Source organism: Lactococcus sp. NH2-7C (genome assembly GCF_029953655.1).
In the GTDB taxonomy this organism is placed as follows: domain Bacteria; phylum Bacillota; class Bacilli; order Lactobacillales; family Streptococcaceae; genus Lactococcus; species Lactococcus lactis.
In genome coordinates this window covers 2,428,199-2,454,457 of sequence record NZ_CP124538.1, presented here as the reverse complement: position 1 = coordinate 2,454,457, position 26,259 = coordinate 2,428,199, and the positions used below count along the sequence as shown (strand labels likewise).

The window sequence follows — 26,259 nt, the reverse complement described above, 5'->3', positions numbered from 1 at the left end:
TTAGTCAAATAACAAATGAGTTACCTAAATTAAATGTTTTTTATTGGATTAAACCTCTTGTTATTACTAAATTATTAGAAATTAGAACTAAGAAAAAAAATATTTTTTTTAAAATAAAATACCAAAGATTAAAATATACAGACAAAAAGCTCATAATTGAATAATGAATTTCCTTAATAAATAAAACACTCCCTCGTCACTAATGACTAAGGAGTTTTTTTATTATATTTATCGAATTCCCAAAGCAATACGGGCATAACGACTCATTTTATCAACTGTCCATGCTGGATACCAAACCAAGTTCACCTTGATTTCACCAACTTCTGGCACTTCTTTCAAAGCATCATGAATTTGTTCAGTCAAAAGGTCAGCCAAAGGGCATCCCATTGTTGTCAATGTCATTTTAATTTCTGTAAATCCGTTATCTTCAAAGCTAATTTCATAAACTAATCCGAGGTTGATGATATCAATCCCAAGCTCTGGGTCAATGACGTTTTCAAGGGCAGAGAGAATTTTGTCCTTGATTTCATTCACTTGCTCTTCTGTGTATTTATCTGCCATTTTATCTCCTTAGGCTGTCATAAAAAGCAAAACTTTAAAAGTTGAACGAATGTGCTTTCTAGGACAAATCCAAATTGTCAAATTCTTTTTACAGCTTTATTTTACCAAATTTATTTTAAAATTTCTAGATAAAAAATTACTGACAGAAAAAATTTATTCATAACATTTTCTGTCAGTAATTTATTTTATGCAAAACGCGAGAATTTCTTGAAGAAGCTTAACATGAAAGTAAAGAGAGCGATAATAACCACAAATAGAATTGCTTCTGGTAAAATTGCTCCATTCAAACCAATGGTTTCGCGTAACATTTTTAAACCATAAGTCATTGGTAACCAAGGACTGATGACTTGATATATTTTAGGTGCCAGTTGTAAGGGGTAAGTTCCTGCGCTCGTCGCCAGTTGCAGAACTAAAACTACAATCATAAGGAATTCACCAATCTTACCTAGAGCCGTTAAGAAGAAAGTATTGATTGCCATATAAGCGAAACTGATTAAAAGTACTGACAACAACATTTCCCACAAATGATTTGGTCTCAAGCCAAGAAGAGCAACTGCTCCCCAGACGATGATTCCTTGTAAAAGTGCTACCAAACCATTCGTACCAATTTTAGCCAACATAAATTCGCGACCAGATTTCCATTTTTCACCTGAGAAACCAATTCCAATCACAACATTTGTCGCAAGAGCACCGATAAAGAGGGCAACATTAATCATATATGGTGTCATCCCTGCACCATTCTCTGGTACATTATCATGATCCGTATGTTTAAGTTTCAATGGTGCAGCAACTTTTTTAGCATTTTCATTAGAATTATTAGTTGCTGACAGAGTATTATCAGCTTTGGCTAAAGCTGTTGACAAGTTATTAGCACCTGTATTTAGCGTTCCCAACCCACTTGTTAAACTTGAACCTCCATTCGCCAATTGTTGTGAACCAGAGGAAATTTGTTGAGCACCCCCTGCCAATTGATTTGAACCTGAAGTTAAAGTTGAACCATTCGCTTGTAATTGTGACAATCCAGAAACTAATTGCATTGTCCCGCTTTGTAAATCTTTTGATTTACTTGCTAATTGTTGAGCGCCAGCGTTTGCTTGATTAACTCCGTCAGCAAATTGGGCAAAACCAGAAGTTAATTTTTGACTTCCAGAAGTTAACTGGTCATTAAAATTCGTCAAACCAGCATTTAACTGATTGATACCAGGAATAAATTTTGTGTTTACATTAGTGTTTACTTCGTTCAGACCACCTGAAAGGTCAGCAATTATTTGACTTGCGCCTGGAACTAATGTTTTAAGATCAGCAATTTTTCCAAACATTGGTAGTAGACTTGTAAGACTGTCTTGGACTCCTTTAATATTCTTATTTAATGATAGTAAATCGGTTTGAACTGCTCCAGCACCAACAGAATTATCTAATGCATTTCTTATATCTGTTTTCTGACTTTCGCTTAAAGTTTTAAAAGTCACAGTACTTTCAACTGCTGCCTTAGAGGCTACCACTTGATCATTAGCTAGATTTGTGACCGTAGCTCCAAGACCTTCCAAGTTATTTTGGATATTGGCAGCCAAATTTGGGTCAATCGTATTTTTTTGTAACTCCTGATTTAATTCAGTAAGACCATTTTGTACAGCACTAATTTTTTGCTGTTGAGTTTCGGATAAAGTTGTTTTTTGAGCCAATTGACTTAAGCCTTCGGATAGTTGTTGCACACCCGATTGCAATTGACTCACCGCTTCTGACCCTTGAGAAATTTGTGAAATTCCTGCTGACAGCTCTTTTGATTTATCAGCCAAAGTTTGTGTACCTGCTGCTAATTGTTGCGTTCCACTAACAAATTGGTCAGCACCAGAAGAAAGTTGTTGTCCACCATTGGCAGCTTGATTCACTCCTGATACATATTTATTTAAGCCTGAATTCAAATTATTTGCGCCGTCAGTAAAAGTTAGACTGGATGAAGATAAAGTATTCAAATTACTACTTAATTCTTTTGAACCGTTCAATGCTGATGAAGTTCCGTCAGCCAATTTATTTGACCCGTCAGACGCTTCTTTCATTCCTGATTTCATATCACCAAGTTTAGCAAAAATTTCTTTTGTGTAAGTTTGTGAAATATTTTTAGAAACCTCTGATTTCAGTTGGTTCATTGCACTTTCACTCATTTTTGATGAAATATAGTTATGGCCACGTGTTGTTTGATAATTTAACTGAACTGTTTTGGGTTTCTTATTCATTAATGTCGTAGCATTTTCCGAAAAGTTTTCTGGGAAAGTGATAACCATATAGTAGTCACCTTTTTTTATCCCTTTAGAAGCTTTATCTTCTGAAACAAAATGATAATCTAAATCCTTAGATTTTTTCATTTCAGCAATGACATCATCACCAAGTTTAAATTTTTTTCCATTCAATTCAGACGTCTTGTCCAAATTTACGACCGCCACAGGTAAGTCATTAAGTTTACCGTATGGATCCCACATAGAGCCTAAGAAAATATAGTTATAAATTGCTGGTACAAGTGCTAATGCGATAATAACAATAATAAAAAATTTGTGCTTTAAAATAGCTTGCCATTCTTTTTTTAACATCTTTTCCCCTTTCATATGGACAACACGTCCAAAAACTGTTACAATACGTATTATAAACTTTTTAGAAAATTTGACAATTATTATCCATCGAATTTTGGACATATCTTTAAATGTGTCTAAATAAAGCACTTACATTCCAAAAAGGACGGAGGTCCCTCTATAATGTCCAATGACAGCAGAAAAGATCGTACAAAACTTCAATTACGAGATGCAATGATTCAACTTTTAGGCGAGAAATCGTTTGATCAAATTTCAACGACTGAACTTGTGAAATTAGCTAAAGTTAGTCGTAGTAGTTTTTATACTCATTATCAAGATAAATATGACATGATTGAAGCCTATCAACGTCGACTTTTTGAGACTATTCAATATGTCTTTGAAAAAAATAATGGAAATATTCATGCAACGATGCTTGAAACTTTTGAATTTCTAAAAGGAAACCAAATCTATGCTGCTCTTCTTTCAGAAAATGGCAGCAAAGAAATCCACCAGTTTATGTTGCAAAAACTCAAAGAACTCATTCAAAGTTCCTTTTTCCCTCAATCTAAACATCTTAAATTAGGAAAATTAGGGGAAATTTATGCGACAACCTACTATGCTAATGCTATTTTTGGAACTACTCAATCGTGGATTCGTCGAAAACAAAAAGAAACACCCACTCAAATTGCTAATCTATTAGTTGAACTCATTAATTAAAAAACGATTCTCGTTGAAGAATCGTTCTTTTATTATCTTTATTTGAAAAATAATAGCCATTAACAGGTGTCAATCGTGATGATGAACTTCTAAAATCATACTATTCAATGTTTCACTCACCATATCTTCAACAGATAATTCTTGTTTCGTAGCTAATTTTAAAGCTTTTCCAGCTCTAAATACCGGAATATTTTGTTCACCTACTAAAATTTTTTCTCTTGAATGAACATCATGACTGACTCTGGCTGCACGTTTGCGAACCTCAAAAGTTCCAAAATTTGAGATATGAACAGGTTTCCCTTCAGAAATATAGTAAGTGATTGCCTCAACAAAGGCATTGATTGCCTTTGCCGCATTAACTTTTGAAAGTTCTGTACGGTCTGCTACATAATCAATTAACTCCTGTTTTGAAGCCATTAACTAATTCCTCCTTATTTTCTACATTCCCCTATCATCCTTTTCTTCACTAACTCTAGTGAATTCTTTTGTCATCATATAAATCTTCATAAAAAATCCTAGCTTACGCCAAGATTTTTTGGTTATTTTACAACCATAACATTGCAAGGTGCATGATTAACAACATAACTTGTCGTCGAACCTACTAGCATCCTGTCTAATAATCCCTTACCATTTGAACCAACCACAATCAAATCCAATTCAAATTGCTTTGCAAAATTAATGATTTCTTTCTTTGGGTTTCCTGTAAAGGCATGGACTTCAAACTCAACTTCATCATTAATCAGTTCCTCAACTTCAGCAATAATTTCTTTAGATTCTGTTTCTAAATCATCTAAATTAATTGCCAAGGCATAAGGAGTTCCCCGAAGTCTTGTTTCATCTTTAACATGTAAAACAAATAATGAAGTTTTATTCCTTTTGGCAATGGCGACTGCTTCATGAATTGCTTCTTTCGATTGGTCAGAGCCATCGACTGCAACTAAAATTTTCTTGTATTCATCTCTCATTGTAAACGCCTCCTTTACTATATTCTATGATAAAATATTTAAGAAGTCCAACTAAACACTCACAATATTTTTAGAAGAAACTTTTATTTTTAAGACTTTTTTTCCAATTTTACTTAGAAGTAAAAATATAATTTTATGAAAATATTAAATCACTTTTTTTGATATTCTGATTTCTTTATGCTACAATTTAGTTGGAATTTCGTTATGAACCAATATGGTTCCCTTTCGTATAATAAATAAAGAAAGGAGAATGTATTATGACATTCACTAACAAAAATAAATTTTTCCAATATACAGTAACTCTAGATACTTCTCATAATATCTTTAGAGCATCACTTGTAAATGATTCAAATATTTATGGTGCTGGAGATACTATTGAAGAAGCTGTACAAAACTTAGAACAATTAGTTTAAGGAGAAAAAAATGGGCGAGTATCCCAATCAATAAAGGCATCTACTTTAATTTTGAGAGTAGGTGCTTTTGTTATACTTTAAATAAAAAAAAGCTGCTCAATGAGCAACTCCCTTTTTAGTTTCTCTCAGTTACTACTTCTCCACTTGCCTTCTTGTCATTCTTCCAAATAGAAAAGAATTTTCCATATAAAGAAGTAACCAAATAGAAAGTAATTGTTAGAAGCATTGCTAAAGAACTTGCAGAATAGCCATCCATAAGTGCTGTTGCCCATAAAATAATCATGACCACATCAGATAAGAGCCAAAGTGAGTAACTATCCCCATAACCTCTAACAACCAAGATTGAAGCCGCCGCTCCAATAATTAAAGTAATAGCATCCCACAATGGATTGCTATCTCCAAGTTTTGTATAAATGACTGTAATTGGCCACCAAAGAACCAACATACTGATAATTGTTAAAATCCATCCTTTTGTCTTCATGAATTTGACGCCATTTTCAATTCGATGACCCCAAGTTTTCCAAGTAAATATCAATGGTAAGTCAATCAATAAAACAAAAACAATTTGATCTAAAACAGAGGCATAGTGACCAGCAGCCCAATTAATATAAATATAACCAAAAGCACTAATAAGCCCCAAAAGACCATTAATCGGTTTTCCAATCATCATATAAACCGTACATGCCGACCCCATTAATGTAGCAATCAAAGTGATGACCGATAAGACCGTAATTGTTGACGTCAAAAAGAATGCCAACTGTACTCCTATGATAAACGAAAGCATAATGCTTCCAGCTGTATTAATTGATTTTAGCTCATCTTTGAGCCATTTGAGATAATTTTTCATTCTCATCCCCAATCTAAGAACGTCAAAAAACGTCCACTAAAAATTATATCACGAATGAATAATTGTCCGACGCTTCCAAATATATTCTTTAGATTTATTTTTTATTGAAAAAAAATCTTAATCAATACTGATTCTTAATTAATTTCGTTTATACCTAAAAATATTGCATAAATAAAAAAGGCCAATATTCATCGGCCTTTTATCATTTATCCCATCTGTAATAATGAATCATCTTGATGAAACCAACAATTAAAAATTCAATTCCAAGAAGCAACCATAAAGTTACCCCTCCCCAAAGTGGAGAAAATACCAAGGTAAATCCAGCAATAATACTAATTATACTTAAGAAAATCCCCCAGAATTTACTATTGAAATTTGCTAAAACTGTAAGAGTTACAATTCCATCTACTATCCAACTAATCCCAACAAAAATCCCAATAAGGACAAAAAGTGACTCTGCGGCCGCATTTAAATCTGAGAAGACAAAAATTCCTGCAAATAAGTAGATAAATCCCAATAATAAATGAGAAATTCTCCAGAAATTCCCTTTTTCTTCACTTCTTTTAACTAAATTTGCTCCAATGTAAATGACACCCATAATTACAAGTGCTACCCCTACAAGTGCTGCGACAATCGCTGCTGTTTTTGTAGGTAAGAATAGTATCAATAAACCAATAATAATTGAAATTATACCACTAAATCCAACGCCGCGTCTAAGTTTTTCAAAATCTGTTAACATAATTTTCCCTCCAAAAAATATTCTCTAATTCTCATTTAATTATAACATAATGAATACAGTATCTTATCCTTGATGATTAAAAAATTACGCTTAGTGGTCTTTAAATTAATCATTATTTTTCTAAAAAAAAGAGGAGCAATTAATCCTCTCAAAGTTTTCAAATATTGAAATATAAAATTTTTTATCAATAATCTCAATCATCCTTTTTATTTGTTACTTTTATCCCTTTACGCTCTGGACTTTTCCATGTTCCTGACCCTAAACCTAGAATTGTTTTTACTGCTGGAATGAAAGTTGTTACAATTGTTAATGCATTCATTATCCAGAAAAAAAGCATGTGGAGTGGAGCAAATAATAGATATTTCAGTTTTCTTCCACGGTCGTCCACTATCAATGAAGCGACTAATTGGAAAGTTCCCGAAATCATTTCAAAACAAACAAATAGAAAGGCCATAGTTAACATGTGGTAAATACGTTCTAAGTTTCCAGTAAAGGCAAATTGCAATAAAGACCAGATAAAAATCGCTGACGAAATCCAAAAAAAGAAAGACCAGATAATGCTGAAACTTTGGTCAATAAACATAATTGTTCGACCAACATTGTCAAAAGGGTGTAAAAATACCTTTTTAAAATTAGTCAGCCAAACCTCTGTCCCACCTTTAGCCCAGCGCTTTCTTTGACGATATAGCATTTTCAAAGATTCTGGAACTTCCATAAAGAACATAATTCGTGGTGCAAATAATGATAACCAGCCATCCATTTGATGATCCCAAGCAATACTAATATCTTCTGTAGCTCTATCTTGCCTAAACAATCCTACATCAATTAAAGCATCCTTTCGATACATCGTATTTGCTCCACTGTAGGCATAGATACTCCCTAGTACACCAAGTTGAGTCCGTTTAATGATTCCTACAATACTAGAAAATTCAACTGTTTGAGATTTCGCAATCAATTTTGCACGATTCTGGACATCCATGTTAGCTGTTACTGCCGAAATGTTAGTAGAATCTTGTCGAATGAAATAATTTATATAATGATTTAAGGAGTCAGGTTCTGGAACAGTATCAGCATCATTACTTAAAACTAGTTCTCCTTTTGCAAAACCTAAACCAATATTAAAGGCATGCGCTTTTCCTTTATTTTTTTCAATTCAAATCACGCGCAACTTATCATATTTTTCTTGTAATTCTTTTAAAATTTCTGGAGTTTGATCAGTTGAGCCATCATCAGTAACTAAAACTTCATAATTTTCATAATTAATTTTTGTCATTAAATAATTAATTGTATCTTCAATGACTATCTCTTCATTGTGAGCGGGAACCATTATAGTGACAAATGGTTCGACTTCTACTGGGATATCATCCCAGTCTTTTTGTTTATATTTGAACAAAAAACTATAACATAAAACTCCGATAAACCAAGCAAATCCTCCCAGAATTGGGTAAGTAATTAATAGCAAAAATATCAGTGTCAGAATAAAGTCAACAATGCCATTTCCTGTTTGAACAAAATTAATCATCGTTTTCTCCCTTCTGATAAAGTATTTTTACAAAATCTGTTTCCAAGTTTTGCTCTTCTTTAACCGAATAAAAACAAACATTGTGTCGAAAATCTTTTGAACCAAATCGTTCATTATAAGCTTGATTAATTAACTTTCTTCGTACTTTAACACGTTCAGCATCATATTGTTTCTCTTTTTGTAAAAAATGTTTAAAACGATAATTATTCCAAAGAGTTAAAATAGTATAAAGGATAACTAAAAATACAAATGATAAAGAAAGAAAAATAAAAAGGAAATGAAGTGTAGTTTTTTCTTCCAGATAGACTACAATATGATTATGATTTGCTCGATTAGGAAAAACAAAAGGAAAAATAATCCATAAAAATGGGCTGATGACACCACACCAGCCTAAAAAAGCAATTATGGTTTGAAAAATTTTACTCCCATAATGCCCTTTTTCAAAATAAGGGTCATAGACTAAAGATTTCTTTGCTTCTTCTCGGCTGATATTTTTTTTCATTTCAGTCCTTTCTAATATTTAATCAAACAGTATTTAATTTACTACATTTCGATAATTATCTCATTTTTTTCCCTAATTTCCAACATCTATGTCCTTATTTTATTACAAAAAAACATCTTGATAAATAAATTATCTGATGGCTCTTTATTCTTCAATTTCCTTTATTTTAAATTATGAACTACTTCATTAATCCATCTTAGTAGATTTAATAAAAAATACCTTTAAACTTTTTGATTATCTATCATAAATCTTTATAAAAAAACCACTCAATAGAGCGGTTTTCATACTGTATCTTAATGACGACGTTCAGCGATATGAGCTTTTTACCTGTGAATGCACGAAGGAAAGAGCTACTATTCCAGTAACTTTCATAGTTGGTCAAATATTATTCACCCCCTATTTTTAAAGAGATTCAAGAACTTTCGTTCATTCATATATAAGTCATTTATTTTTACTCCTCATTCAAAATTATCCCCTTTTTTCCCATTATAAGCACCTTATTGATGAATAATGGTATATAATTCATTTTAAACTTCTTGGTGAAACTATAGAAAATATAGGATTTTAAATTATTTGGTACATTTTTGGCACAATAATCTCATTTTCTATCTCAACAGGAAATACTACTTTACATTCTAGACTCGCTTGTCCAAAAATCTCAGCCCCTATTTCCAAACAAATTCATTGGTTCCATCCTACCCAAAATACCAAATTCAAAACGCGTTGTTATATTTTGATTATAATCATATTTAGCTAGCTCTTGTAAATCAGCTATCCCATCAGGGAATACAAATTCTTTGTCAACCAACATAAAACCAAATGGAATATATTCTATAATAACGACTTAATAAACTTTTCCTGATTCAGCACCCACTATTGTGGCAGGGATTCCCATAAATGCGGTTCCCCCTACAAACCCATATATTCCAATTATTCAGAGGTACGTAAATAGGTAGTAATATGTTACACTAAACGCTATATTTAGCTATTCTTTATTTTTTGGCTAAAAATAAATAGTAATGCATTTCACTCAAAGGATAGTTAAAGTTATTAAATTTTGTCAGGCAAGGTGCTGTATATCTTTTATAGGCAGCTTTTTGATTTATATTACAAAATAACTTTTTCAGTATCTGCCTATATTAGTACCTTGTTTTTATATGTAAAATTTTAGTTCATAAAATAAAAAATGCCAGCATATTGCTGACACCCATGTTTAAGAATATTTATTATATCATAAAAGATTTTCAATCCTATTGATAAATAGTTCTTCCTTTAAGTTCTGATAGATTGTTATACTTACTAATCCGCGTTTATTTGGATTTAAAATATCCACATTACTACAGTAGATCATAAAGTTCATACCTGCAACTATTTGTTGAGCAGCGCAAATTAAAGGAGTATAACCTGCACGTGCAAATAGTGGTAAAGCGGAAGCAACTCTCTGAGGATACGAACAAGTTGATCCAACTATACTCCATCCTCCATCAATGTCTTCATACTCTGTCATTAGCTCTTTAATAGAATCAGACATAACTACTGGTTTTTCTTTTTCAGTTGGCAGTGGAACATGTATAACAATTTCAACCAATGATTTTAATTGAGAACGATTCATAATAGTTTTTAAAGCGATAAATTTACAATTGGTTCCATGAACAAGTTGTCTTCCCACTAAAATTAATGGTTTATAACTCGCTCCAATCAGTTCCTTAGTTGCTGTTTCAAATGCAATTAAAATATCTCTTGGAATTTTTGTCGTAGGGTTGATAATATATCCACCTACTTTTAAATTAGTTTCTGATTCGACCTGTGTTTTCATATTTTTTCCTTTCTTGTTGGGCTCAATAACCACTGCTGTTGTAACTGCTTACAAAGCTATTATATTATAATATTATGATAAAAAGAAGCGATATGCACATTTTTTTCTAATTTATATTTTATAAAAAAAGCATCCAAAATAATAGGCGCTTAAGAGTATTTACTAAAAAGTTTTTTTGGAATAAAATTATTGTATGCTTCTTTCCTTAAAAGAATAATAAAAAGTAATAGTTTACCGATAACTTCGTAAACACATTAATATAATTGAGGAAATTTTATAAAAATATTGGTATAATATATTTAAAATATGACTAAGTAAATTCAACTTTGAAAAAACTCGGAATATTTATTGCATCACTATTGATTATTGGAGGAGCATCCTTTACATGGTACTCGATTGATTATGGAGGAAGCTATTATTATGCGAAAATTCTTGATGATGGTACAAAAAAAGTATCTACTACTCAAGTTGATAAAATCTGGTATACTTTCTCATATCAAGAAGAAGCTTATTCAGAAAATGGTAAAGTAAAAAATATAAATTTTACTGCCAACCGTAACCTGCGCCATGGTGCATATTTAAGGTTAACTTATAATTATAGAAAAGGGGTCACAAAGTGGGAGGAAGTAAAAAAATCTGATATACCAGAGAAAGCATTGAATAATTTAAAAATGGAAGAACTTGAAAATAGTTAGGTTCTTTTTATTTTGAGCAAAAGAAAAATGTCCCGGAGGGCGATAAAACAAAAAACCACTCAATAAATGAGTAGCTTTTTTACCGTTAGACTCCTCATAATTCAAGCAAAATGATACGAAGCAAGATTTATCCTAACATATGCCAAGAGTTTATTTCTTTTTCTATACTATGAATTAACTTTTTTTCAAAGGAAGTCAACAACTTTATTGAGAATATTAAACATGGCGACTAAATTACGATTTCCTTTATAGTTCTCTTTATTTCTTTTTACACGTTCAAGAAGTTTTAGCCCTAGCCTTTTTCTTTGATAGATGATGGACTCAAAGGGATAAACTTTTTCTAGATATATTAGTGATAATAAAGCATTTACCTTTTTACTTTTTGCTTGTATGAGATCTATATTCGCTTTTTGTTTATAAAGATATCTGCTTTCAATTGATTTTATTCTGGCTTCAAGTCTGCCATTAACGTAATCTCCAATAATTCTATCTAGTTTATCTGTCATTAAATTAATTCTCCTTTTTAATATAATTAAGCTAGAAAGTTCTTGCTACATTCATTCTTTGTAGACTTTATTTTTTTACAAATAAAGTCTATAATGAAAATAAAAAAGGGGAAATTTATGATTTATAAAATCACACATATTCGTCTTTCTAACACTTCTGAAGTATCCACTAAAAAAATTACTCATATAAAATTAGAGAGTGGTGTTGTGGAAACAGCTGCTATGGCTGCTTATTTTATAGATATGGGGTGTAAATATACTTATAAAAATAGCGCTGGTAAAGAAATATTTGTTACTTCTGTCCATCCTATTTTTGGTAATCCATATATAGAGACGCTTGATCGAACAACTGAATTTGATGAATTACTTAACTTACCCTATTTCTAATTCCAATAGACTTGCACATGATTAATTTGTACTCTTTGTGTTTTCAATTTATTAATACTATACTCGACAGTATAGAATTTCGCTATGCCTTTCGTATTTTTAAGAAAGGAGAATGCAATTATGACATTCACTAACAAAAATAAATTTTTCAAATATACAGTAACTCTTGATACTTCAAATGATATTTTTAGAGCAAACCTTGCTGATAACTCAAAAATCTATGGTTATGGAAATACCATTGAAGACGCAGTTAAACATTTGGAAAACTTAGTCTAAAATGACATACAACTACTACCAATTATGGTGGTAATTTTTGTTTTTTATTTTTATGTACCAATTTCTCTACTTACATCTAAATAATGTTTATATCTTTAAAATCTCAATAAATAAATAAAATAATTAAATATTTGTTTATTTTTATTTGACTAACCGTACGTAAAAGAATACACTATAAGTGAACTATTTCACATTTAGGAGAAATGAAATGAAAAAATTTTTTTATGCCTTTGTCTTACTAGTTGCAATGGCATTCACTGGAACTATAAGTGCTCATGCAGCAACATATAAGGTATATAAAGCTGATGCGGTTTCTTACCAATCAGGACAATACCAAATTCGTTGCAATGCTATCACACCTGCAGTATCAGATTGGAGTTGGTTAAATAATGGAATTCCTGTCAATAAAGTTAACTGGGTAGATGCCAGTGGAAAAAATATTGCAGATGGTCCTGACAGCAATTTTAAAGCGGGAATGTACTTCACAATTGACCCAACAGTGAAAGATTTAGGCCAAGGTCATTATGAAAAAAATGGTGTGGTAGTTTCAGCAGGTACAGCTGGAGCAGTATATTGGAGAAAATTTACATGGGATGGTAGCGCAACAAATGTTTCTTGGCTCTCTGTTGCTGATCTCAATAGCTTACTGTATGGTAAACAAGTTGTTCCACCTACACCAGGTTTCAATTCTAAGACATTCGCAACCAATTTCATCAATGCTGTAAAAGGAAGAGCTACCGGAAGTGTTAATACTGGTTCCACTTCTTCAATAAAATTAGCCGGAGCTGATGTTGCTCAAGCCACATACAAAGGCTATTCACAATGTGTGGCATTAACAGAGTATTATTTATCACAACATGGTAAAACTCTTTCTGGATATGTTCCTGGAGCCAACGTTGTAGCAAATTCAAAACTAAAAATATCAACATCTCCAGTAGTGGGTGGATTGTTTAGTGTCCCAGTAAATGGTACTTGGAATGGTGTTTCAGTTGGAGGTTATGGCCATACAGGAATTGTAATTTCTGTCAAATCAGGAGTTTCATTTACAACACTAGAAAATAATTATGCAGGTGGTTTTTATCAAGTAGTTCACTCATGGAGTGATGTTTCGCATGCTAAATATACAGTATCACTATAAAAATTAGTTTTTAAATAATAGTTCATTAAAGCATAAGAAAAATTCTTATGTTTTTTTATTATCTAAAATTCCATTCAATCCCTCCCCAACAGTCACACACTTTGATGACCAGTGATATTAGTTTGTCGGTCATTCAAGCCTCCTTGCTATCTCATAAATAACTGGTACAGTTACACTGTTTCCGGCTTGCTTATACAATTGACTGTTTGACATCTGTTGATTCCTAGTGAGTCTATGATAAATTTCCCATTCTTTTTGAATCATTGTTCTTCGAACTAAACTTGCTTTCACAATTCTAAGAATAATGTTACCAAATGTAGCTTTATCAAGAGCCCGACCTGAAAAGCCTTGTAACCGCCAGCTAGTTCTAGACGCTCAGCAATAGAAAATGAATCCTGTTCTTTCCCAGATTCACATAATTCTGGCGGAGTAAATTTAACTCCAACTGAGTAACCTCGTAGAAGAAGTGAATTTAGTATTTTTTAACTTCATCACTATCCATATCAACGATAAATTCATTGGTAGAACGTTCGGTTAATTTGTTATTTTCAGCAGTTTCTTCTTTTGCGAAGATTGTTTTAATTTGGTATGTCATTTTTATTGCTCCCTTTTAAAGAATCTTTTTTACCTTGGTTTTATCAATGCTGATAATCTTTTTTTCTCCTCTACGATTGAAGTAAGCTAGAACATCTGTTTTTTTAACTTTATAAGCAGTTATTTCGGTAGTCCTATATGCACGCGCAAAACGATCTCAATATTTTTATCCAATGTATACGTGCTCCAATCAGTTTCTTTTTGACGGTGCGTACGATAAACAGTAACTTTATTAGACAATTTTTTAACGCTGCCAATTCATCAGGTTTCATCAAACTAATACTTTTATTTGGACGATTTCTACTAAATAATTCTTTACAGAGTTCTAAATCAGAAAATCCAGAATAACTGACCCAAAGAGTGGAGAGCATAAACCAGTAGGCATAATCTGATAATTCATTGCAGCACTCTCTAAACTTAGCAATCGCCATGGGCTTTTCCTTTTGGAACAAAAGTTGTAGATACATTTCCTGTTTTATTATTGACTTTCATCTAACGTGTACCAACTTCCATTTTTTAGCAGTCATTTTGGCTCTATTTTCCGCACATCTCCGAGAACAAAATTTATATTTTTCACCTTGGATAATCCAGTGTTCTCTCCCAAGCACTTGGAAATCACAGCTGTTTTTCTTTCCGTAATCTAATTTCTTGCTCAATTCTTGCTTCAGCAATATCATTGAGTTCTTTCTCATTGAAGAAATCTTTCAGTTTTCTTGACATGATTGCTGTTAGTAGAGTGTCACGAGTTACACACCCTCTTAAGGATTGAGTTATTTTTTCATATCTTCCAGCAAATATTTTTTTGTTTTTTTAAGAGTATGATAAAACTTCCACTGATCGTCATACCAAAGATTATCTGCAATTCTTTAAAAAAACATTCGTTTGGTTCGATTAAATGTTTCTTCGTTCATTTTTTCTCCTCGATATATTCAACTCCTAACACAAGCATATCTTTAGTTAGTTTTACCCATCTACGATTGATTTGTTCCCAAAATACAAATGCTGCTTATGTGTTTGGAAAGTTTGAAGCAAATTGAATTGGCTTATAATCTTCAAAAAAACCAGCATCATTTATTCTCACCAAAACTCGGTCTGCTTTATCTTCAGTTACTGGTACCCGTTGCTTATTTTGGAATTGATAAAATTTATTACCTTCAAAAGAAACTACTTCAATTTCTTAGACGAGAAATGATGACAAGGTTTTATTCTATAATTCATCAACTTGGCGCGTGACTGCGATAAATCGAGTGTGATTAAGTGCCACATTCAAAAATTGAAGTAACTCTAGCTTTATTTCTTTATTCATTTTCTTGTGGTCCTAACTCACTTAGTGCATCTTGGCAAATTTTTTCTAATTTAGCCAATTCTTCAGCTGTTATTTTATTTTCATAAGTTGGATTTGACCATTTAGGAGCTTTTGATACTTTTTTATCTACTACTTTTCCAACCTCTGTCACTTCTTGATACTCCATAAACAACATATCATACAGAAAAAATGAAAGAAAAAAACAAGAAACTTACTAGATTTCTCTAGTAAGTTTTTCGTTGCCTGCTTTTTATAACCCAAACTTTAATAATTAATATTAAAGAGATTAATAAAAATAAAAAAACCGCTCAATAGAGCGGTTAAACTGGTGTATCTTAACGACGACGTTCAGCGATACGAGCTTTTTTACCTGTGAGTGCACGGAGGTAGTAAAGTTTCGCACGACGTACTTTACCGTGACGGATAACTTCGATTTGTTCAACACGTGGAGTGTGAACTGGGAAGATACGTTCTACACCAACACCGTTTGAGATTTTACGAACAGTGTAAGTTTCGTTAATTCCTGAGTTTTTACGAGCAATAACAACGCCTTCGAACATTTGGATACGTTCGCGAGTTCCTTCGACAACTTTTGCGTGAACACGTACAGTGTCACCAGGACGGAAGTCAGGGATATCAGTGCGGAGTTGCGCAGCGTTGATAGATTCGATAAGGTTCATTTTTTTCTCCTCTTGCCCATCATTAAGCAGCATCTAGCAAATTAAGCTCAGCGGATGAACAGTTTTATTAGTATGCAAAAACATACTCAATAAGTATAACAGATTATCTATACTTTGACAAGTTCTTATTTTTAGTTTTTATTTTATCAGTAACCAATTTGTTCAATATCAACTTCAGACTGATTAATCATGTCCACAACTTTATGAATAAGATACATTCTCTCATCTAGCGCATGAATTTGCTCTGCACAATTTTGCAGCTCTCCGCTAAGTTGCTCAGGAATTTGTCCATCATATTTATAACGAACTTTATGTTCTAAAGTTGCCCAAAAATCCATTGCCGAAGTTCGTAACTGAATTTCAACTCGACACGTTTGTTCACTAAATAGATGTCCTAAATTAACTTCAACAATCATATGATAACTACGATAGCCTGTTTTTTTAACGTTTCTTAAATAATCTTTTTCGCTAACAACTGTAAATGCTTCTTGGCTTTTGATAATTTCAACAATCTCATAGATATTTTTAGCATAAGAACAAATAATTCGGATTCCAGCAATATCTGACAAATGTTCATCAGCAGCATCAGCGGTCACAGGTAAGTTTTTCTTTTTCAGCTTTCCTGCAATACTTTCCGGTGATTTTAAACGATGTTTGATGTGCTCAATTGGGTTGATTGCCTCAAAATTATTATAATAGGTATTTAGATTAGAAAGTTGAGTTCTGACAACATCTAAAGCACACTCATATCTGACAAGTTTCTTTTTTAATTTTTCAAATTCTTCTGGTTCAAATCTTGTTTTTAAATAATCTTTTTCCATTTTACTTTAATTCCTATCTAGTCTTATCTTCTTATTAATTTCTTCTCAAATGTTTAGTGATTAATAAATTATAATATAGTTTCCTTATATTTTTCTTTGACTGGATAATGCTATTTGCTCTAAAAACGATTCACATCATACTTCTAATTATAACATTTCCTGAAAGGTTTTTGTGCGCTTTCCACTGTAAATAATTACTATCAAAAAAGCACCAAATCACTGATGCTCCTATGCAATATTTATTTTAACGTTTTCAATATTTTTAAAAAGTTTTTTTCACTTTCAGAGAGAATAGAATTTTTTTGATAGGCATAATTAATATGAAAGAATTGTTTATCTTCTTCAATAAATGGTACTTTAACTAGATTTTTAAAATCTTCTGATAAGCGGATATCTGCCATAAGACTGATTCCTAAATTTTTTCTGACAAGTTCTTTTATGGTATGAGCATCATCTAATTTCAAAACTACATTAGCTGATTGATTATATTTTTCGTTTAAACGATTAAAGGCATTAAAGTGGATATTATGCTCTCCCAACAAGATAAAGTCTTCATTAAGTAAATCTTTAAATCCCAATTCTTTTTCATTTGCTAGTGGATGACTATCTGACATAATGATAAAAAATTCTTTTTGAAAAAGTTCTTCTATTTCTAATTGGGGATGCCTAATCTTTTCTAGACTTCCTAAAAGGCTCGAATCTATTTCTTCATTTAAAAGCAGGCTCAAGAGTTCATTAGAACCACCATAAATCATATGTAAGGCATTCAAAAAGTTTAAATTATCTTGCTTTGACAGAAGATATGAACTTATAATTGGCGGAAAACCAACTTTAAAATCTTTCATACTCGAACGATGAATAGCTTTTTTCGTGTGATTTAGTTCAGAGAGAATTTCATTGGTCCTCATTGCCAAAAGTTCGCCCTCAGGAGTTAAATCAACTACCTGATGCGAGGAATCTTTATAAAATAAATCACAGTCATAATAATTTTCTAGCCGCTTGATTGCGTAAGAAATTGTGGGTTGACTAACTCTAAAATGTTTGGCAACATTGGTAAATGAACGTAATTTTGATAATTGGTAAAAATATTCAAGATCTCTTAAATTTAAACTCATGGCTATACTCCTAGAAGCTATTTTAACATAATTTTGCAATTATTCTTAGTGCCATAAGTATTATTGAGCAACCCTAGTCTAATTGTCCATAAACCTTGAGCTTATCTGTATTAGCTGGATAAAAAAACCATTACAATGATTGCAATGGTTTTTTTATATTCTATGCTGTCTTTTCAAATTTACGATGTTTAAGGGTAAATACAACATCTGATGCTTTGGCAACTTCATTTTCGTGAGTAACCAGAATCACAATTTTATTATCTTTATGAGCAATTTCTTTAAAGAGTTCAACAATTTGAGCTGTTGTTTCTTCATCTAGATTCCCTGTGGGTTCGTCAGCAATAATTATCTCATGATTTAAAACTAATGCTCTAGCTATGGCCACTCTTTGTTGCTGACCACCTGAAAGTTTACTGACAGGTTTATAAATTAGGTCTGTGGTCAATCCTACTTTATTCAGCGCTTCTTCTATTGCTGTTTTTTCATTTTCAAATTTTACTGACGAGATTTTTACGGCTGTTTTGACGTTGTCATAAGCACTCATGTAGGTCAGTAAGTTATAAGCTTGAAAAACGGTACTTACTGTTTTTTTTCGGTAATTTGTTAAATTACTTGATTTGATTACTTTATCATCAAAAGACATACTTCCAGATTTTGGTGTATCAAGTCCGGCAAGCAAGGAAAGGAACGTTGTTTTTCCTGAACCGGATTGTCCTAATATGGCATACATCGTGCCTTTTTCAAAACTTTCTGTGACATCTTTAAATAGATAGTCATCGGGGTTGCTATAATAATAAGTTAAATTTTCAACTTTTAGAGTCATCTTTGCTCCTCTCATTTTAAAAATTTACTGACAGAATCTGGTGATTATTTTTGGGGTAAATAATGAAAGCTGTCAGTAAATTATTAGACTGATTCTTCTTAAAAATCAATTTGTTAAAACTTGTTTAGGGTTCAATCTGAGAATTCCAATACTTGCTAGACCGACAGCTATTAGTGTAATCAAAATTGCAATGGCAACAAGAAGTAAAATTTCACTGACAGAAGTTTTAATATTCAATTTTTCAAGCGCTTTTGCTTCCGAATTTGATTGTCCAAAGCCAAACGCTCCACCTGCTCGGCCCATAAATCCGCCAGCATTTCCTGATGGTCTTTGACCTTCGGTTCTGGTTCCATTTGCTCCTGGAGCCCCTTGCATATTGTTTGTGCTTGTAGTTGTCTGCGTTGTTTCTTGTTTTAAAAGTTGTTGTCCAACAACATTTCCTACTACATTTCCAGCAGCTGATGCAATACCAACCGAAACAATCATAACCATGAAGAGTTCAAAGAAAAATTGGCCAATAATTTTGATTTTTGATTCTCCAAGACTCATCAGAACACCAATTTCAAAACGACGTTCGCGAACCATAAGCATAACGATAAGCGCTAAGATAATGGCTCCTGCAATTGCTACAATGAGTACAATATTTCTAGCAAAACTTGCAACATTATTCAATGATGATTTTACATTTTGATAAGCTTGGTCATTTTTAGAAACTTGGAAATTACTGTCATTAACTAATTTATTAGCAGCTTTTACAAAAGTATCTGCTTGTGCAGGATTTTCCATGCTGTAAGTTGCATTTGATACTTTGCCAGTCGTACCTTTGATAGAATTTGCTACAGAAAGTGCAGTATACATTGTATTCATGTATTGAATTGAGCTTTCTGTCGAGCTACTTGTTGTTGTATAGATACCAACAACAGTCATTTTATAAGTTTTGTCATTACTATCTTTGATTGTGAAAGTTGAACCCACTTTTAATGAGTTTTGGCTAGCAAGGGTTGATTCAATGACAACATTGTTCGTTCCCTCATCTGAAGCCTTAATTGCGCGTCCAGAACTAATCTTATAAGAATCTATGAAGCTTGTACTTGCTGCTAAATCATTTGTCCCACTGATTGTGAAGTCCTCTTGGGAAGCTCCGCCCATTCCTCCTTCACGTCCACCAAATCCACCAGCTGCTTGCGTATCTGTTGATGAACTTGAAGAACTACTACTTGTTGAAACTTTTTCAATACCAGAACTTGCTGATGCTTGAGCCTGATAAGTGAAACTTGCTGATTTTACACCATCAAGTTTGGCAATTTTTTCAGCAGTTGTTTCTGAAATCGTTGGTAAATCAATATTAAATCGTTTACCTGCTTCAGTAGTATCACTTGAACTGCTACTACTTGAACTTGATGTTGCACTATTTTGTGCTTCTTTGATAACATTTTGCATGTTAACAGAGAGTGACACGGTTGCTCCAGCTGATTTTTTAGCATTATCAATAGAAACATTAGCTGCACTATTAATAATTAATCCTGAAAGTACAAAAATTAAAATTGCTGAAAAGGCAACAATTAAAAGTATTGTCCGTCCAATTTTGGCTTTAGTGAAAAGCCATGCACGTCTTATAAAATCCATATTTTCCTCGTTTCTGAGTCTTCTTTTGATAGATAAACTCTTTTTTATAAGTCGATTTTAAGCACGTCAGTCAATTTATTAAAAATAAAGACAGAAAGAATGATTGGCTCAACGTCCTTAAAAACTACTTGGTCATTTAAGCTGATGCTGTTCCACTTTCATCACTACTTTCTTGTGTGGTTCCTGAATTATTTGAATTACCTGACTGACTATTATAACCACCCGTAGTCGCACCGCTATTAGTGTCTGGAGTACGTCTATTTTGTCCAAATCGATTTTGCATTTGTTCTTGAAAATTATTTTGTTGTGATTGATTACTTTGGCCCTTGCCAATGAAAAAACCACCTACTCCACCAACAATTAATGTTATTAATGAAACAAAAATAATTTCTTTCCCCTTTAAAAGTTTAAGAACTTTTTTCATTTTGGAATCCTTTCTTTTTTTGATAAATTGATTATAATTGTTAAAACTTAATTTCAACCCAAGTAAAACTTAAGCTTTTCTAAAAGTTAAATAATATTTTCTTGAGTATTCTGTCAGTAAAATATTTACTTTTAAAAATAAAAAAAGCCGCTCATAAGAGCGACTTTTCACTGACCATTCTGTCAGTAAATTTATTAATTAAAAAGCAAAGTAAATACAAAGTGCAATTACTGACAGCACTGCTGTAAATAACCAGAAGACAATATCAATTTTCCATTCTGACCAGCCAGCTGCTTTTCCAGAAAATCCGCCGAGTTCAAAATGATGATGAATAGGAGTCATTCTAAAAATACGTTTACCACCTGTTTTTTTGAAATAAGCAACTTGTAGCATTACTGAAAGTGTTTCAATGACATAAACCGCACCAATTAAAAGCAAAGTCCATTCGGCATGAAGTAAGATTGATACAATTGCAAGAAAACCACCCAAAGCCAACGAACCAACATCACCCATGAAAATTTTTGCTGGTTTGTGATTGAAAACAAAGAATCCAAGCAAACCACCAATAACTGACAAGATAATCAACAAAACATCATACTGTTGATGTGCTACAGCGATAACTGCATAAGCTGTCAGTGAAATTGCAACAGTGATTGAAGCAAGACCATCGATTCCGTCAGTAAGATTGACCGCATTTGACCAACCTACAAGCCAAATAATAATGAAAATTGAAAAGAAAATCCCAATATTAAATTCCCAACTTAAAAGATGAATAATATGAGATTTTTCCCCATGACTGTAAATGAAATAGGAAACAATCCCAATTAAAATTTGAGCCAACATTTTTTGTTTGGCAGTCAAACCTTCATTAATTTGTTTGAATACTTTCAAAAAGTCATCTAAGAAGCCAATGACAGCATACATGGCAAAGACCCACCACGCAGTAATGAAAGCTGGACTAAATTTGCCAAAAACCAAAGCGGCAATTAATGAAACTACTAAACTCACAACAACGAAGACAAAACCGCCCATTGTAGGAGTCCCAGCTTTACTAGCATGCTGTTTTACATCTTCAAGGGTTGGTTGCCCACCCAATTTTTTCTTGTGGAAGAACATAATGAAGCGAGGAATACCAATGATTGTTATAATCATTGTAATTACCGCCGCCACTATCCCATTCAATAACATTTTCTTCTCCTAATTTTTGAAGCTCCACATAGACTAGTGTCTGTGGAGCCTCAATTAATAATTTTTAATTTCCCATTTTAACAGTTAGAGTTTGACCTTTTTTAACATTGGTAGAAGTTTCGATACTTTGAGTCAAGACTTTATTTCCTGACCCTTCATAAGTTACTTTAATTCCAAACCAATTAGCCAATTGCTCAACTTCTTTTTTCGACCAATCATACATATCAGGCATCACCTGATCTTTATCATTCGTCAAAAGTAAAATTCGTGAATTTGCTGAAACTTTTTCACCTTCAGCAATCGATTGAGCAGTTACTTTTGCCCCTGTCCCGATAATAACCGGACTAAGGACAGTACGGCGTAAGCTATCAGCAGTATCTCCTGAATCTTTGCCTTTATAATTCTCAATGGTCACTTTACCAGCTTTAGTATCAGTATCAGCACTAACTGATAAATCATTTTTCATTGCTTCAGCACTTGTTAACAATGGATTTGCCACTCGAGCAATATATTTAAGTGTCCAACTTTCTGTAGGAATTTTTACATTCATATAGAAAATAAAATCAGGATTCTTAGCAGGATACATCACAACAGCAGAGTAAAGGTAATCTTGAGAACCTGTCATATAACCACCCGTTGTTGAGGCAATTTGAGCCGTCCCCGTTTTAACTGCAGCCGGTTCACCATTAACCATAAATAAAGGACCAGCAGCAAGATTTTGCTCAGAATCGCCACTTGTTGAATAAGAGGTTCCGTAAACAGGGTCAGTATTTACTGTTAACATCAAATCACGCACACCACTTGCTGCATCATTAGAGACCGGATGTCCAACAACTTCTGCTTTAGAAGTCAAACTTGTTTTTGTATTCGGATCTACTACTTTGCTGACAATATGTGGCTCAAGCATTGTTCCATTTCCAGCAATAGCCGTCCAACCTCTAATCAATTGAAGTGGAGTTACCGCAACCCCTTGACCAAATGAAGATTGGATTTGCGAAACGGCATTCGATGAAGGAAGGGCTCCCGGATTTTCACCATCTAAACCAGCTCTTACTTTAAGACCAAATTTAAATTTATTAAGATAACTTCCCCATAAAGCATCTCCCATATTCATTTCAATTTTACTCATCCCAATATTTGAAGATAAAGCAAACCCTTGAGCATAGGTTACTGTTTCTGGCAAAGTATAGCTTTTATTTTCTGTTACGTCCCAGTCATTAATCGTTGTATCATAAACTTGAAGTTTCCGTTGATAAGTTTCATTAAGATTTACTTTTCCACTATCAAGCGCACCAGCCATCAAGAAGGTTTTAAATGTTGAACCCGGTTCAAAGGCTGATTGTGAGAGCAAACTGTTCCAAGTGAAATACTTTTGTTTCTCAGCATCATTGATCGTTGTTGCCGTATAAGTTGGACGTTGACTTGTTGCTAAAATCTCACCGGTATGAGCATCGACTAAAGTTCCTGAAAGTTGTTGTGCTCCAGTATCCGTAGCTGCTTTGTCCATATATCCTTCAAGATTTCTTTGAAGTTGTGCATCAAGTGTAGTATAGACGTCCTGACCATTTTTAACAGGTTCAATAACTTTAGTTGTTCCTGGAATTGGGCGACCATAGATATCTTTTTGATAAGTTTCTTTACCATTTTCACCACTCAAAACATTATTGAAGGCCTTTTCCAAGCCCATATCACCCTTCAGAGCTTGAGTCCCATTTTCATCTTTAGGACGTGCAATACCAATAAATTGAGAAGCAAAATTTCCAAAAGGATAAGAACGAGAAATATTTGCCGTGAAACCAAGTCCAACAATTTTCTCATTCTCAGCCGCTTTTTGAATCTCTTTCATTTTTTCAAGAGAGATATCACTACCTTGAGGGCCAAATTGAACTTGTTTCAATTTAGAATTGAGCTGCTTTTTAATTAACTCGCGGTCAATTCCAAGTTTACTATTCAAGAAATCTTCAACTTTGGTAAAATCTTTCTTATCAATATAAAGAGGATTTCCATTTGAATCAACCTGTGTTTTATCAATTACAGCATAAATTGTATAGGTACTTGAGTCTACCGCAATGGCCGCACCTGTACGGTCATATATTGTTCCACGCTTCGCCTGAACCGTTACTGTGCTTTGATAGTTGCTCTTGGCCATCGTTGTAAGATTGGTTCCACCGACATGATTGACGGTAATTAGCCAGACAAAACGAAATATAAAAACCGTAAACAGCGCAATAGCTAGGAAAAACAGGCTCTTACCTACTCGTTTACGATTTCTTTCTGTACTCCAATTCGTTTTTCGGGCATTTCGTGATACTTTTCTAAAAGGAAAGAAAATTAGTTTTTTTAAAAATTTTATCATTTCGTTGCTTTCAATACATTAGAAGGATTTTGTTTTAAATCAGCTTTATTCGCCGTATCAAGCACTTTTGTACCTGATGTTAAATCTAAAATTTGTTGATCATACTCAGTTTTTCGTGTTGTTTCTTGAGAAATTTTTGAACGTAAATCCATTGTGTTCCCTTGAACTTCAAGTGTTTTAGTCTTAACATAAAGTAGCCCAACAGCCAACACTAAAGCAGCAACTACCATTGTCAGATAGAATACCTTTTCAACACCAGAAAACTTTTTAAACTTACTTGCTAGAACTTCCGGCGCTAAAGACTCCGTATCAATGAGATAACTATCTTTTTTCGCCGCAGTTTCTATATCGAAGTATTCTTTAGGCTGTGCTGCCATCTTTGCCTCCACTCGTTTATCTTAATAAAGAAATCCAGCTTACTCTTTCCACTATTGAAAAAAGAAAAGCTAAATATTGTTATTTCATTTATATAAGACATCCAATAACAATCCTCAAGTGGGAAAACCCTCTTTATTAGACCAACTTGTTATTTGATTAATCTCTTTGTTTTTGCGCTACTCTTAATTTTGCACTATGAGCTCGATTATTAAATTCGAGTTCTTCTTCGCTTGCAAGAACTGGTTTGCGATTAATCAATTTTAGTTTAGCTTCCATATCTTTAGGAAGCATCGGTAATCCCTTGGGAACATTAACTGTACTATATTCTTTGAAAATTGTTTTTGTTAAACGATCTTCTAAAGAATGGAAAGTAATTACCGAGATTCGACCATCAACTTTTAATAAATCAATGGCTTGTTCGATTGATTCTTCCGCTGCTCCAAGTTCATCATTTACTTCAATACGAATCGCTTGGAAAATGCGTTTGGCTGGATGCCCTTTTTTCTTGAGTTCTTTTTGAGGCAATGCAGATTTTATTAAATCTGCAAGCTCAATTGTTGTCTCAATAGGTTTAATTTTTCTTGCTTGTTCAATCTTACGAGCAATTTGTTTAGAGAATTTATCTTCGCCGTAACGGAAAAAAATGCGAACTAATGCTTCGTAAGGATAATCATTTACAACTTCATAAGCAGAAAGATCTTGATTTTGGTCCATCCGCATGTCTAATCTCGCCTCTTTTTTATAAGAGAAACCACGTTGACTATCATCGAATTGTGGGCTGGAAACTCCTAAATCATAAAGAATTCCATCAATTTTCGTGACCCCTAATTCAGCTAGAGCTGATTTAAGATAGCGAAAATTACTTTTAATCAATGTTACTTTGTCTTCTGCAAGTTGCTCACTTAAACGTACTTTTGCGTTTTCATGAGCAGTTTCATCCTGGTCAAATGAATAAAGATGACCATCAGTCAGTTTACTAAGAAGATACTCACTATGTCCTGCACCACCTAGTGTCGCATCAACATAAATTCCATTTGGCTTTACTTCAAGCATATCTACGGTTTCATGTAGTAAGACTGTATCATGCTTAAATGCTATTGTTTTTGGCAAGAGCGCCGTCCTCCTTGTATACTTACAGTTTATTATATCACTTTTTTTCTATTTTTGTAGTAGTTTACATGATTATGTAAAGATTTTTTTAATAAAAAGGCTTACATGAACTGCATTTGTATCTATTACTGACTTCTTTGATGTCAATTCAATTTACAAGTTGTGTAAACGTGACTTTTTATAGTTTAAC

27 protein-coding genes and 3 pseudogenes are annotated in these 26,259 nt (G+C 33.0%); 6 read left to right on the top strand and 24 right to left on the bottom strand.

The window, feature by feature from the left end:
• Window positions 1-228: 228 nt before the first annotated feature.
• Together QJV49_RS12235 and QJV49_RS12230 are read right to left on the bottom strand one after the other, a co-directional pair.
• A complete protein-coding gene (locus tag QJV49_RS12235; RefSeq protein WP_003131392.1) occupies window positions 229-561 on the bottom strand; it encodes a metal-sulfur cluster assembly factor in 333 nt (110 codons plus the stop codon).
• Between the two features lie 185 nt (window positions 562-746).
• Window positions 747-3,146 (bottom strand): YhgE/Pip domain-containing protein, encoded by a 2,400-nt coding sequence (locus tag QJV49_RS12230; RefSeq protein WP_225512221.1) that lies wholly within the window; start codon window positions 3,144-3,146, stop codon window positions 747-749.
• A 162-nt stretch (window positions 3,147-3,308) separates the two neighbouring features.
• Between QJV49_RS12230 and QJV49_RS12225 the strand changes: the two genes are divergently transcribed.
• Window positions 3,309-3,842, top strand: a complete 534-nt coding sequence (locus QJV49_RS12225; protein ID WP_003131387.1) for a TetR/AcrR family transcriptional regulator — start codon at window positions 3,309-3,311, stop codon at window positions 3,840-3,842.
• Window positions 3,843-3,911: 69 nt separating this feature from the next.
• Here the strand turns inward: QJV49_RS12225 and QJV49_RS12220 are convergent, their stop codons facing one another.
• Complete coding sequence (locus tag QJV49_RS12220; RefSeq protein ID WP_225512222.1) at window positions 3,912-4,259, bottom strand: HU family DNA-binding protein; 348 nt, start codon at window positions 4,257-4,259, stop codon at window positions 3,912-3,914.
• Between the two features lie 122 nt (window positions 4,260-4,381).
• On the bottom strand, window positions 4,382-4,807 hold the full coding sequence (locus QJV49_RS12215) for a universal stress protein (protein ID WP_225512223.1): 426 nt from the start codon (window positions 4,805-4,807) through the stop codon (window positions 4,382-4,384).
• Window positions 4,808-5,064: 257 nt separating this feature from the next.
• On the opposite strand from QJV49_RS12215, the gene QJV49_RS12210 reads away from it, so the two are divergent.
• Window positions 5,065-5,220, top strand: coding sequence for a hypothetical protein (locus QJV49_RS12210; protein WP_003131383.1), 156 nt, complete (start codon window positions 5,065-5,067; stop codon window positions 5,218-5,220).
• Window positions 5,221-5,335: 115 nt separating this feature from the next.
• Here QJV49_RS12210 and pnuC read toward each other — a convergent pair whose 3' ends face one another.
• The 5 genes and pseudogenes from pnuC to QJV49_RS12185 form a co-directional block, all read right to left on the bottom strand.
• On the bottom strand, window positions 5,336-6,067 hold the full coding sequence (gene pnuC / locus QJV49_RS12205) for a nicotinamide riboside transporter PnuC (protein WP_225512224.1): 732 nt from the start codon (window positions 6,065-6,067) through the stop codon (window positions 5,336-5,338).
• 202 nt (window positions 6,068-6,269) lie between these two features.
• Entirely contained in the window at window positions 6,270-6,806 is a 537-nt protein-coding gene (locus QJV49_RS12200) for an HdeD family acid-resistance protein (protein WP_225512225.1), read from the bottom strand.
• 193 nt (window positions 6,807-6,999) lie between these two features.
• Window positions 7,000-8,328, bottom strand: a pseudogene (locus QJV49_RS12195) (glycosyltransferase).
• Window positions 8,321-8,830, bottom strand: a complete 510-nt coding sequence (locus tag QJV49_RS12190) for a nucleoporin NDC1 (protein ID WP_225512226.1) — start codon at window positions 8,828-8,830, stop codon at window positions 8,321-8,323. The pseudogene QJV49_RS12195 and the gene QJV49_RS12190 overlap by 8 nt, the downstream one beginning before the upstream one ends.
• Window positions 8,831-10,061: 1,231 nt before the next feature.
• Window positions 10,062-10,646 (bottom strand): hypothetical protein, encoded by a 585-nt coding sequence (locus QJV49_RS12185; RefSeq protein WP_225512227.1) that lies wholly within the window; start codon window positions 10,644-10,646, stop codon window positions 10,062-10,064.
• Between the two features lie 326 nt (window positions 10,647-10,972).
• On the opposite strand from QJV49_RS12185, the gene QJV49_RS12180 reads away from it, so the two are divergent.
• Entirely contained in the window at window positions 10,973-11,341 is a 369-nt protein-coding gene (locus QJV49_RS12180) for a YxeA family protein (protein ID WP_225512228.1), read from the top strand.
• Window positions 11,342-11,742: 401 nt separating this feature from the next.
• Here QJV49_RS12180 and QJV49_RS12175 read toward each other — a convergent pair.
• Window positions 11,743-11,847 (bottom strand): annotated as a pseudogene (locus QJV49_RS12175) (DUF722 domain-containing protein); the annotation flags it as partial.
• 117 nt (window positions 11,848-11,964) lie between these two features.
• On the opposite strand from QJV49_RS12175, the gene QJV49_RS12170 reads away from it, so the two are divergent.
• The 3 genes from QJV49_RS12170 (at window position 11,965) to QJV49_RS12160 (ending at window position 13,648) form a co-directional block, all read left to right on the top strand.
• Entirely contained in the window at window positions 11,965-12,234 is a 270-nt protein-coding gene (locus QJV49_RS12170; protein WP_225512229.1) for a DUF3892 domain-containing protein, read from the top strand.
• A gap of 120 nt (window positions 12,235-12,354) precedes the next feature.
• The gene (locus QJV49_RS12165; RefSeq protein WP_225512230.1) at window positions 12,355-12,510 is read left to right on the top strand and encodes a hypothetical protein; all 156 of its coding nucleotides are present in this window, start codon (window positions 12,355-12,357) and stop codon (window positions 12,508-12,510) included.
• Window positions 12,511-12,718: 208 nt separating this feature from the next.
• Window positions 12,719-13,648: a lytic exoenzyme target recognition domain-containing protein gene (locus QJV49_RS12160; RefSeq protein ID WP_225512231.1), complete on the top strand. Its 930-nt coding sequence runs from the start codon at window positions 12,719-12,721 to the stop codon at window positions 13,646-13,648.
• 129 nt (window positions 13,649-13,777) lie between these two features.
• On the opposite strand, the pseudogene QJV49_RS12155 reads toward QJV49_RS12160, so the two are convergent.
• From QJV49_RS12155 to rsmH, 14 genes and pseudogenes are all read right to left on the bottom strand, one after another.
• Window positions 13,778-14,017: pseudogene (locus QJV49_RS12155) on the bottom strand (DNA cytosine methyltransferase); the annotation flags it as partial.
• A gap of 103 nt (window positions 14,018-14,120) precedes the next feature.
• A complete protein-coding gene (locus tag QJV49_RS12150) occupies window positions 14,121-14,243 on the bottom strand; it encodes a hypothetical protein (RefSeq protein ID WP_255597741.1) in 123 nt (40 codons plus the stop codon).
• 133 nt (window positions 14,244-14,376) lie between these two features.
• Window positions 14,377-14,673: a hypothetical protein gene (locus QJV49_RS12145; protein ID WP_225512232.1), complete on the bottom strand. Its 297-nt coding sequence runs from the start codon at window positions 14,671-14,673 to the stop codon at window positions 14,377-14,379.
• Between the two features lie 867 nt (window positions 14,674-15,540).
• The gene (locus QJV49_RS12140) at window positions 15,541-15,714 is read right to left on the bottom strand and encodes a hypothetical protein (protein WP_225512233.1); all 174 of its coding nucleotides are present in this window, start codon (window positions 15,712-15,714) and stop codon (window positions 15,541-15,543) included.
• Window positions 15,715-15,883: 169 nt separating this feature from the next.
• On the bottom strand, window positions 15,884-16,228 hold the full coding sequence (rplS, locus tag QJV49_RS12135) for a 50S ribosomal protein L19 (protein ID WP_012897519.1): 345 nt from the start codon (window positions 16,226-16,228) through the stop codon (window positions 15,884-15,886).
• A 146-nt stretch (window positions 16,229-16,374) separates the two neighbouring features.
• Window positions 16,375-17,049, bottom strand: a complete 675-nt coding sequence (locus QJV49_RS12130; RefSeq protein ID WP_225512234.1) for a GTP pyrophosphokinase family protein — start codon at window positions 17,047-17,049, stop codon at window positions 16,375-16,377.
• 239 nt (window positions 17,050-17,288) lie between these two features.
• The gene (locus tag QJV49_RS12125; RefSeq protein WP_225512235.1) at window positions 17,289-18,164 is read right to left on the bottom strand and encodes a LysR family transcriptional regulator; all 876 of its coding nucleotides are present in this window, start codon (window positions 18,162-18,164) and stop codon (window positions 17,289-17,291) included.
• A gap of 160 nt (window positions 18,165-18,324) precedes the next feature.
• A complete protein-coding gene (locus QJV49_RS12120) occupies window positions 18,325-18,987 on the bottom strand; it encodes an ABC transporter ATP-binding protein (protein ID WP_225512236.1) in 663 nt (220 codons plus the stop codon).
• Window positions 18,988-19,092: 105 nt separating this feature from the next.
• Window positions 19,093-20,613 (bottom strand): ABC transporter permease, encoded by a 1,521-nt coding sequence (locus QJV49_RS12115; protein WP_225512237.1) that lies wholly within the window; start codon window positions 20,611-20,613, stop codon window positions 19,093-19,095.
• Between the two features lie 136 nt (window positions 20,614-20,749).
• Window positions 20,750-21,037, bottom strand: a complete 288-nt coding sequence (locus QJV49_RS12110) for a hypothetical protein (RefSeq protein ID WP_225512238.1) — start codon at window positions 21,035-21,037, stop codon at window positions 20,750-20,752.
• Window positions 21,038-21,235: 198 nt separating this feature from the next.
• On the bottom strand, window positions 21,236-22,225 hold the full coding sequence (mraY, locus tag QJV49_RS12105) for a phospho-N-acetylmuramoyl-pentapeptide-transferase (protein WP_010905599.1): 990 nt from the start codon (window positions 22,223-22,225) through the stop codon (window positions 21,236-21,238).
• Between the two features lie 64 nt (window positions 22,226-22,289).
• A complete protein-coding gene (locus QJV49_RS12100; RefSeq protein ID WP_225512239.1) occupies window positions 22,290-24,581 on the bottom strand; it encodes a penicillin-binding protein in 2,292 nt (763 codons plus the stop codon).
• Entirely contained in the window at window positions 24,578-24,958 is a 381-nt protein-coding gene (locus QJV49_RS12095; protein ID WP_225512240.1) for a cell division protein FtsL, read from the bottom strand. Before QJV49_RS12095 ends, QJV49_RS12100 begins: the two co-directional genes overlap by 4 nt.
• A 157-nt stretch (window positions 24,959-25,115) precedes the next feature.
• Entirely contained in the window at window positions 25,116-26,012 is an 897-nt protein-coding gene (rsmH, locus tag QJV49_RS12090; protein ID WP_241892594.1) for a 16S rRNA (cytosine(1402)-N(4))-methyltransferase RsmH, read from the bottom strand.
• Window positions 26,013-26,259 lie beyond the last annotated feature (247 nt).

What these genes read in the sequence shown, in the direction of transcription:
- QJV49_RS12165 (WP_225512230.1), top strand. Translation starts at nt 12,355, where the DNA reads ATGACATTCACTAACAAAAATAAATTTTTCAAATATACAGTAACTCTT.
- QJV49_RS12230 (WP_225512221.1), bottom strand. Translation starts at nt 3,146, where the DNA reads ATGTTAAAAAAAGAATGGCAAGCTATTTTAAAGCACAAATTTTTTATT.
- QJV49_RS12110 (WP_225512238.1), bottom strand. Translation starts at nt 21,037, where the DNA reads ATGAAAAAAGTTCTTAAACTTTTAAAGGGGAAAGAAATTATTTTTGTT.
- QJV49_RS12210 (WP_003131383.1), top strand. Translation starts at nt 5,065, where the DNA reads ATGACATTCACTAACAAAAATAAATTTTTCCAATATACAGTAACTCTA.
- QJV49_RS12235 (WP_003131392.1), bottom strand. Translation starts at nt 561, where the DNA reads ATGGCAGATAAATACACAGAAGAGCAAGTGAATGAAATCAAGGACAAA.
- QJV49_RS12225 (WP_003131387.1), top strand. Translation starts at nt 3,309, where the DNA reads ATGTCCAATGACAGCAGAAAAGATCGTACAAAACTTCAATTACGAGAT.
- QJV49_RS12145 (WP_225512232.1), bottom strand. Translation starts at nt 14,673, where the DNA reads ATGGCGATTGCTAAGTTTAGAGAGTGCTGCAATGAATTATCAGATTAT.
- QJV49_RS12220 (WP_225512222.1), bottom strand. Translation starts at nt 4,259, where the DNA reads ATGGCTTCAAAACAGGAGTTAATTGATTATGTAGCAGACCGTACAGAA.
- QJV49_RS12115 (WP_225512237.1), bottom strand. Translation starts at nt 20,613, where the DNA reads ATGGATTTTATAAGACGTGCATGGCTTTTCACTAAAGCCAAAATTGGA.
- QJV49_RS12100 (WP_225512239.1), bottom strand. Translation starts at nt 24,581, where the DNA reads ATGATAAAATTTTTAAAAAAACTAATTTTCTTTCCTTTTAGAAAAGTA.
- QJV49_RS12095 (WP_225512240.1), bottom strand. Translation starts at nt 24,958, where the DNA reads ATGGCAGCACAGCCTAAAGAATACTTCGATATAGAAACTGCGGCGAAA.
- QJV49_RS12140 (WP_225512233.1), bottom strand. Translation starts at nt 15,714, where the DNA reads ATGGAGTATCAAGAAGTGACAGAGGTTGGAAAAGTAGTAGATAAAAAA.
- QJV49_RS12150 (WP_255597741.1), bottom strand. Translation starts at nt 14,243, where the DNA reads ATGACATACCAAATTAAAACAATCTTCGCAAAAGAAGAAACTGCTGAA.
- QJV49_RS12120 (WP_225512236.1), bottom strand. Translation starts at nt 18,987, where the DNA reads ATGACTCTAAAAGTTGAAAATTTAACTTATTATTATAGCAACCCCGAT.
- QJV49_RS12170 (WP_225512229.1), top strand. Translation starts at nt 11,965, where the DNA reads ATGATTTATAAAATCACACATATTCGTCTTTCTAACACTTCTGAAGTA.
- rplS (WP_012897519.1), bottom strand. Translation starts at nt 16,228, where the DNA reads ATGAACCTTATCGAATCTATCAACGCTGCGCAACTCCGCACTGATATC.
- rsmH (WP_241892594.1), bottom strand. Translation starts at nt 26,012, where the DNA reads ATGCTTGAAGTAAAGCCAAATGGAATTTATGTTGATGCGACACTAGGT.
- QJV49_RS12160 (WP_225512231.1), top strand. Translation starts at nt 12,719, where the DNA reads ATGAAAAAATTTTTTTATGCCTTTGTCTTACTAGTTGCAATGGCATTC.
- QJV49_RS12185 (WP_225512227.1), bottom strand. Translation starts at nt 10,646, where the DNA reads ATGAAAACACAGGTCGAATCAGAAACTAATTTAAAAGTAGGTGGATAT.
- QJV49_RS12130 (WP_225512234.1), bottom strand. Translation starts at nt 17,049, where the DNA reads ATGGAAAAAGATTATTTAAAAACAAGATTTGAACCAGAAGAATTTGAA.
- QJV49_RS12125 (WP_225512235.1), bottom strand. Translation starts at nt 18,164, where the DNA reads ATGAGTTTAAATTTAAGAGATCTTGAATATTTTTACCAATTATCAAAA.
- QJV49_RS12200 (WP_225512225.1), bottom strand. Translation starts at nt 6,806, where the DNA reads ATGTTAACAGATTTTGAAAAACTTAGACGCGGCGTTGGATTTAGTGGT.
- mraY (WP_010905599.1), bottom strand. Translation starts at nt 22,225, where the DNA reads ATGTTATTGAATGGGATAGTGGCGGCGGTAATTACAATGATTATAACA.
- QJV49_RS12215 (WP_225512223.1), bottom strand. Translation starts at nt 4,807, where the DNA reads ATGAGAGATGAATACAAGAAAATTTTAGTTGCAGTCGATGGCTCTGAC.
- pnuC (WP_225512224.1), bottom strand. Translation starts at nt 6,067, where the DNA reads ATGAAAAATTATCTCAAATGGCTCAAAGATGAGCTAAAATCAATTAAT.
- QJV49_RS12190 (WP_225512226.1), bottom strand. Translation starts at nt 8,830, where the DNA reads ATGAAAAAAAATATCAGCCGAGAAGAAGCAAAGAAATCTTTAGTCTAT.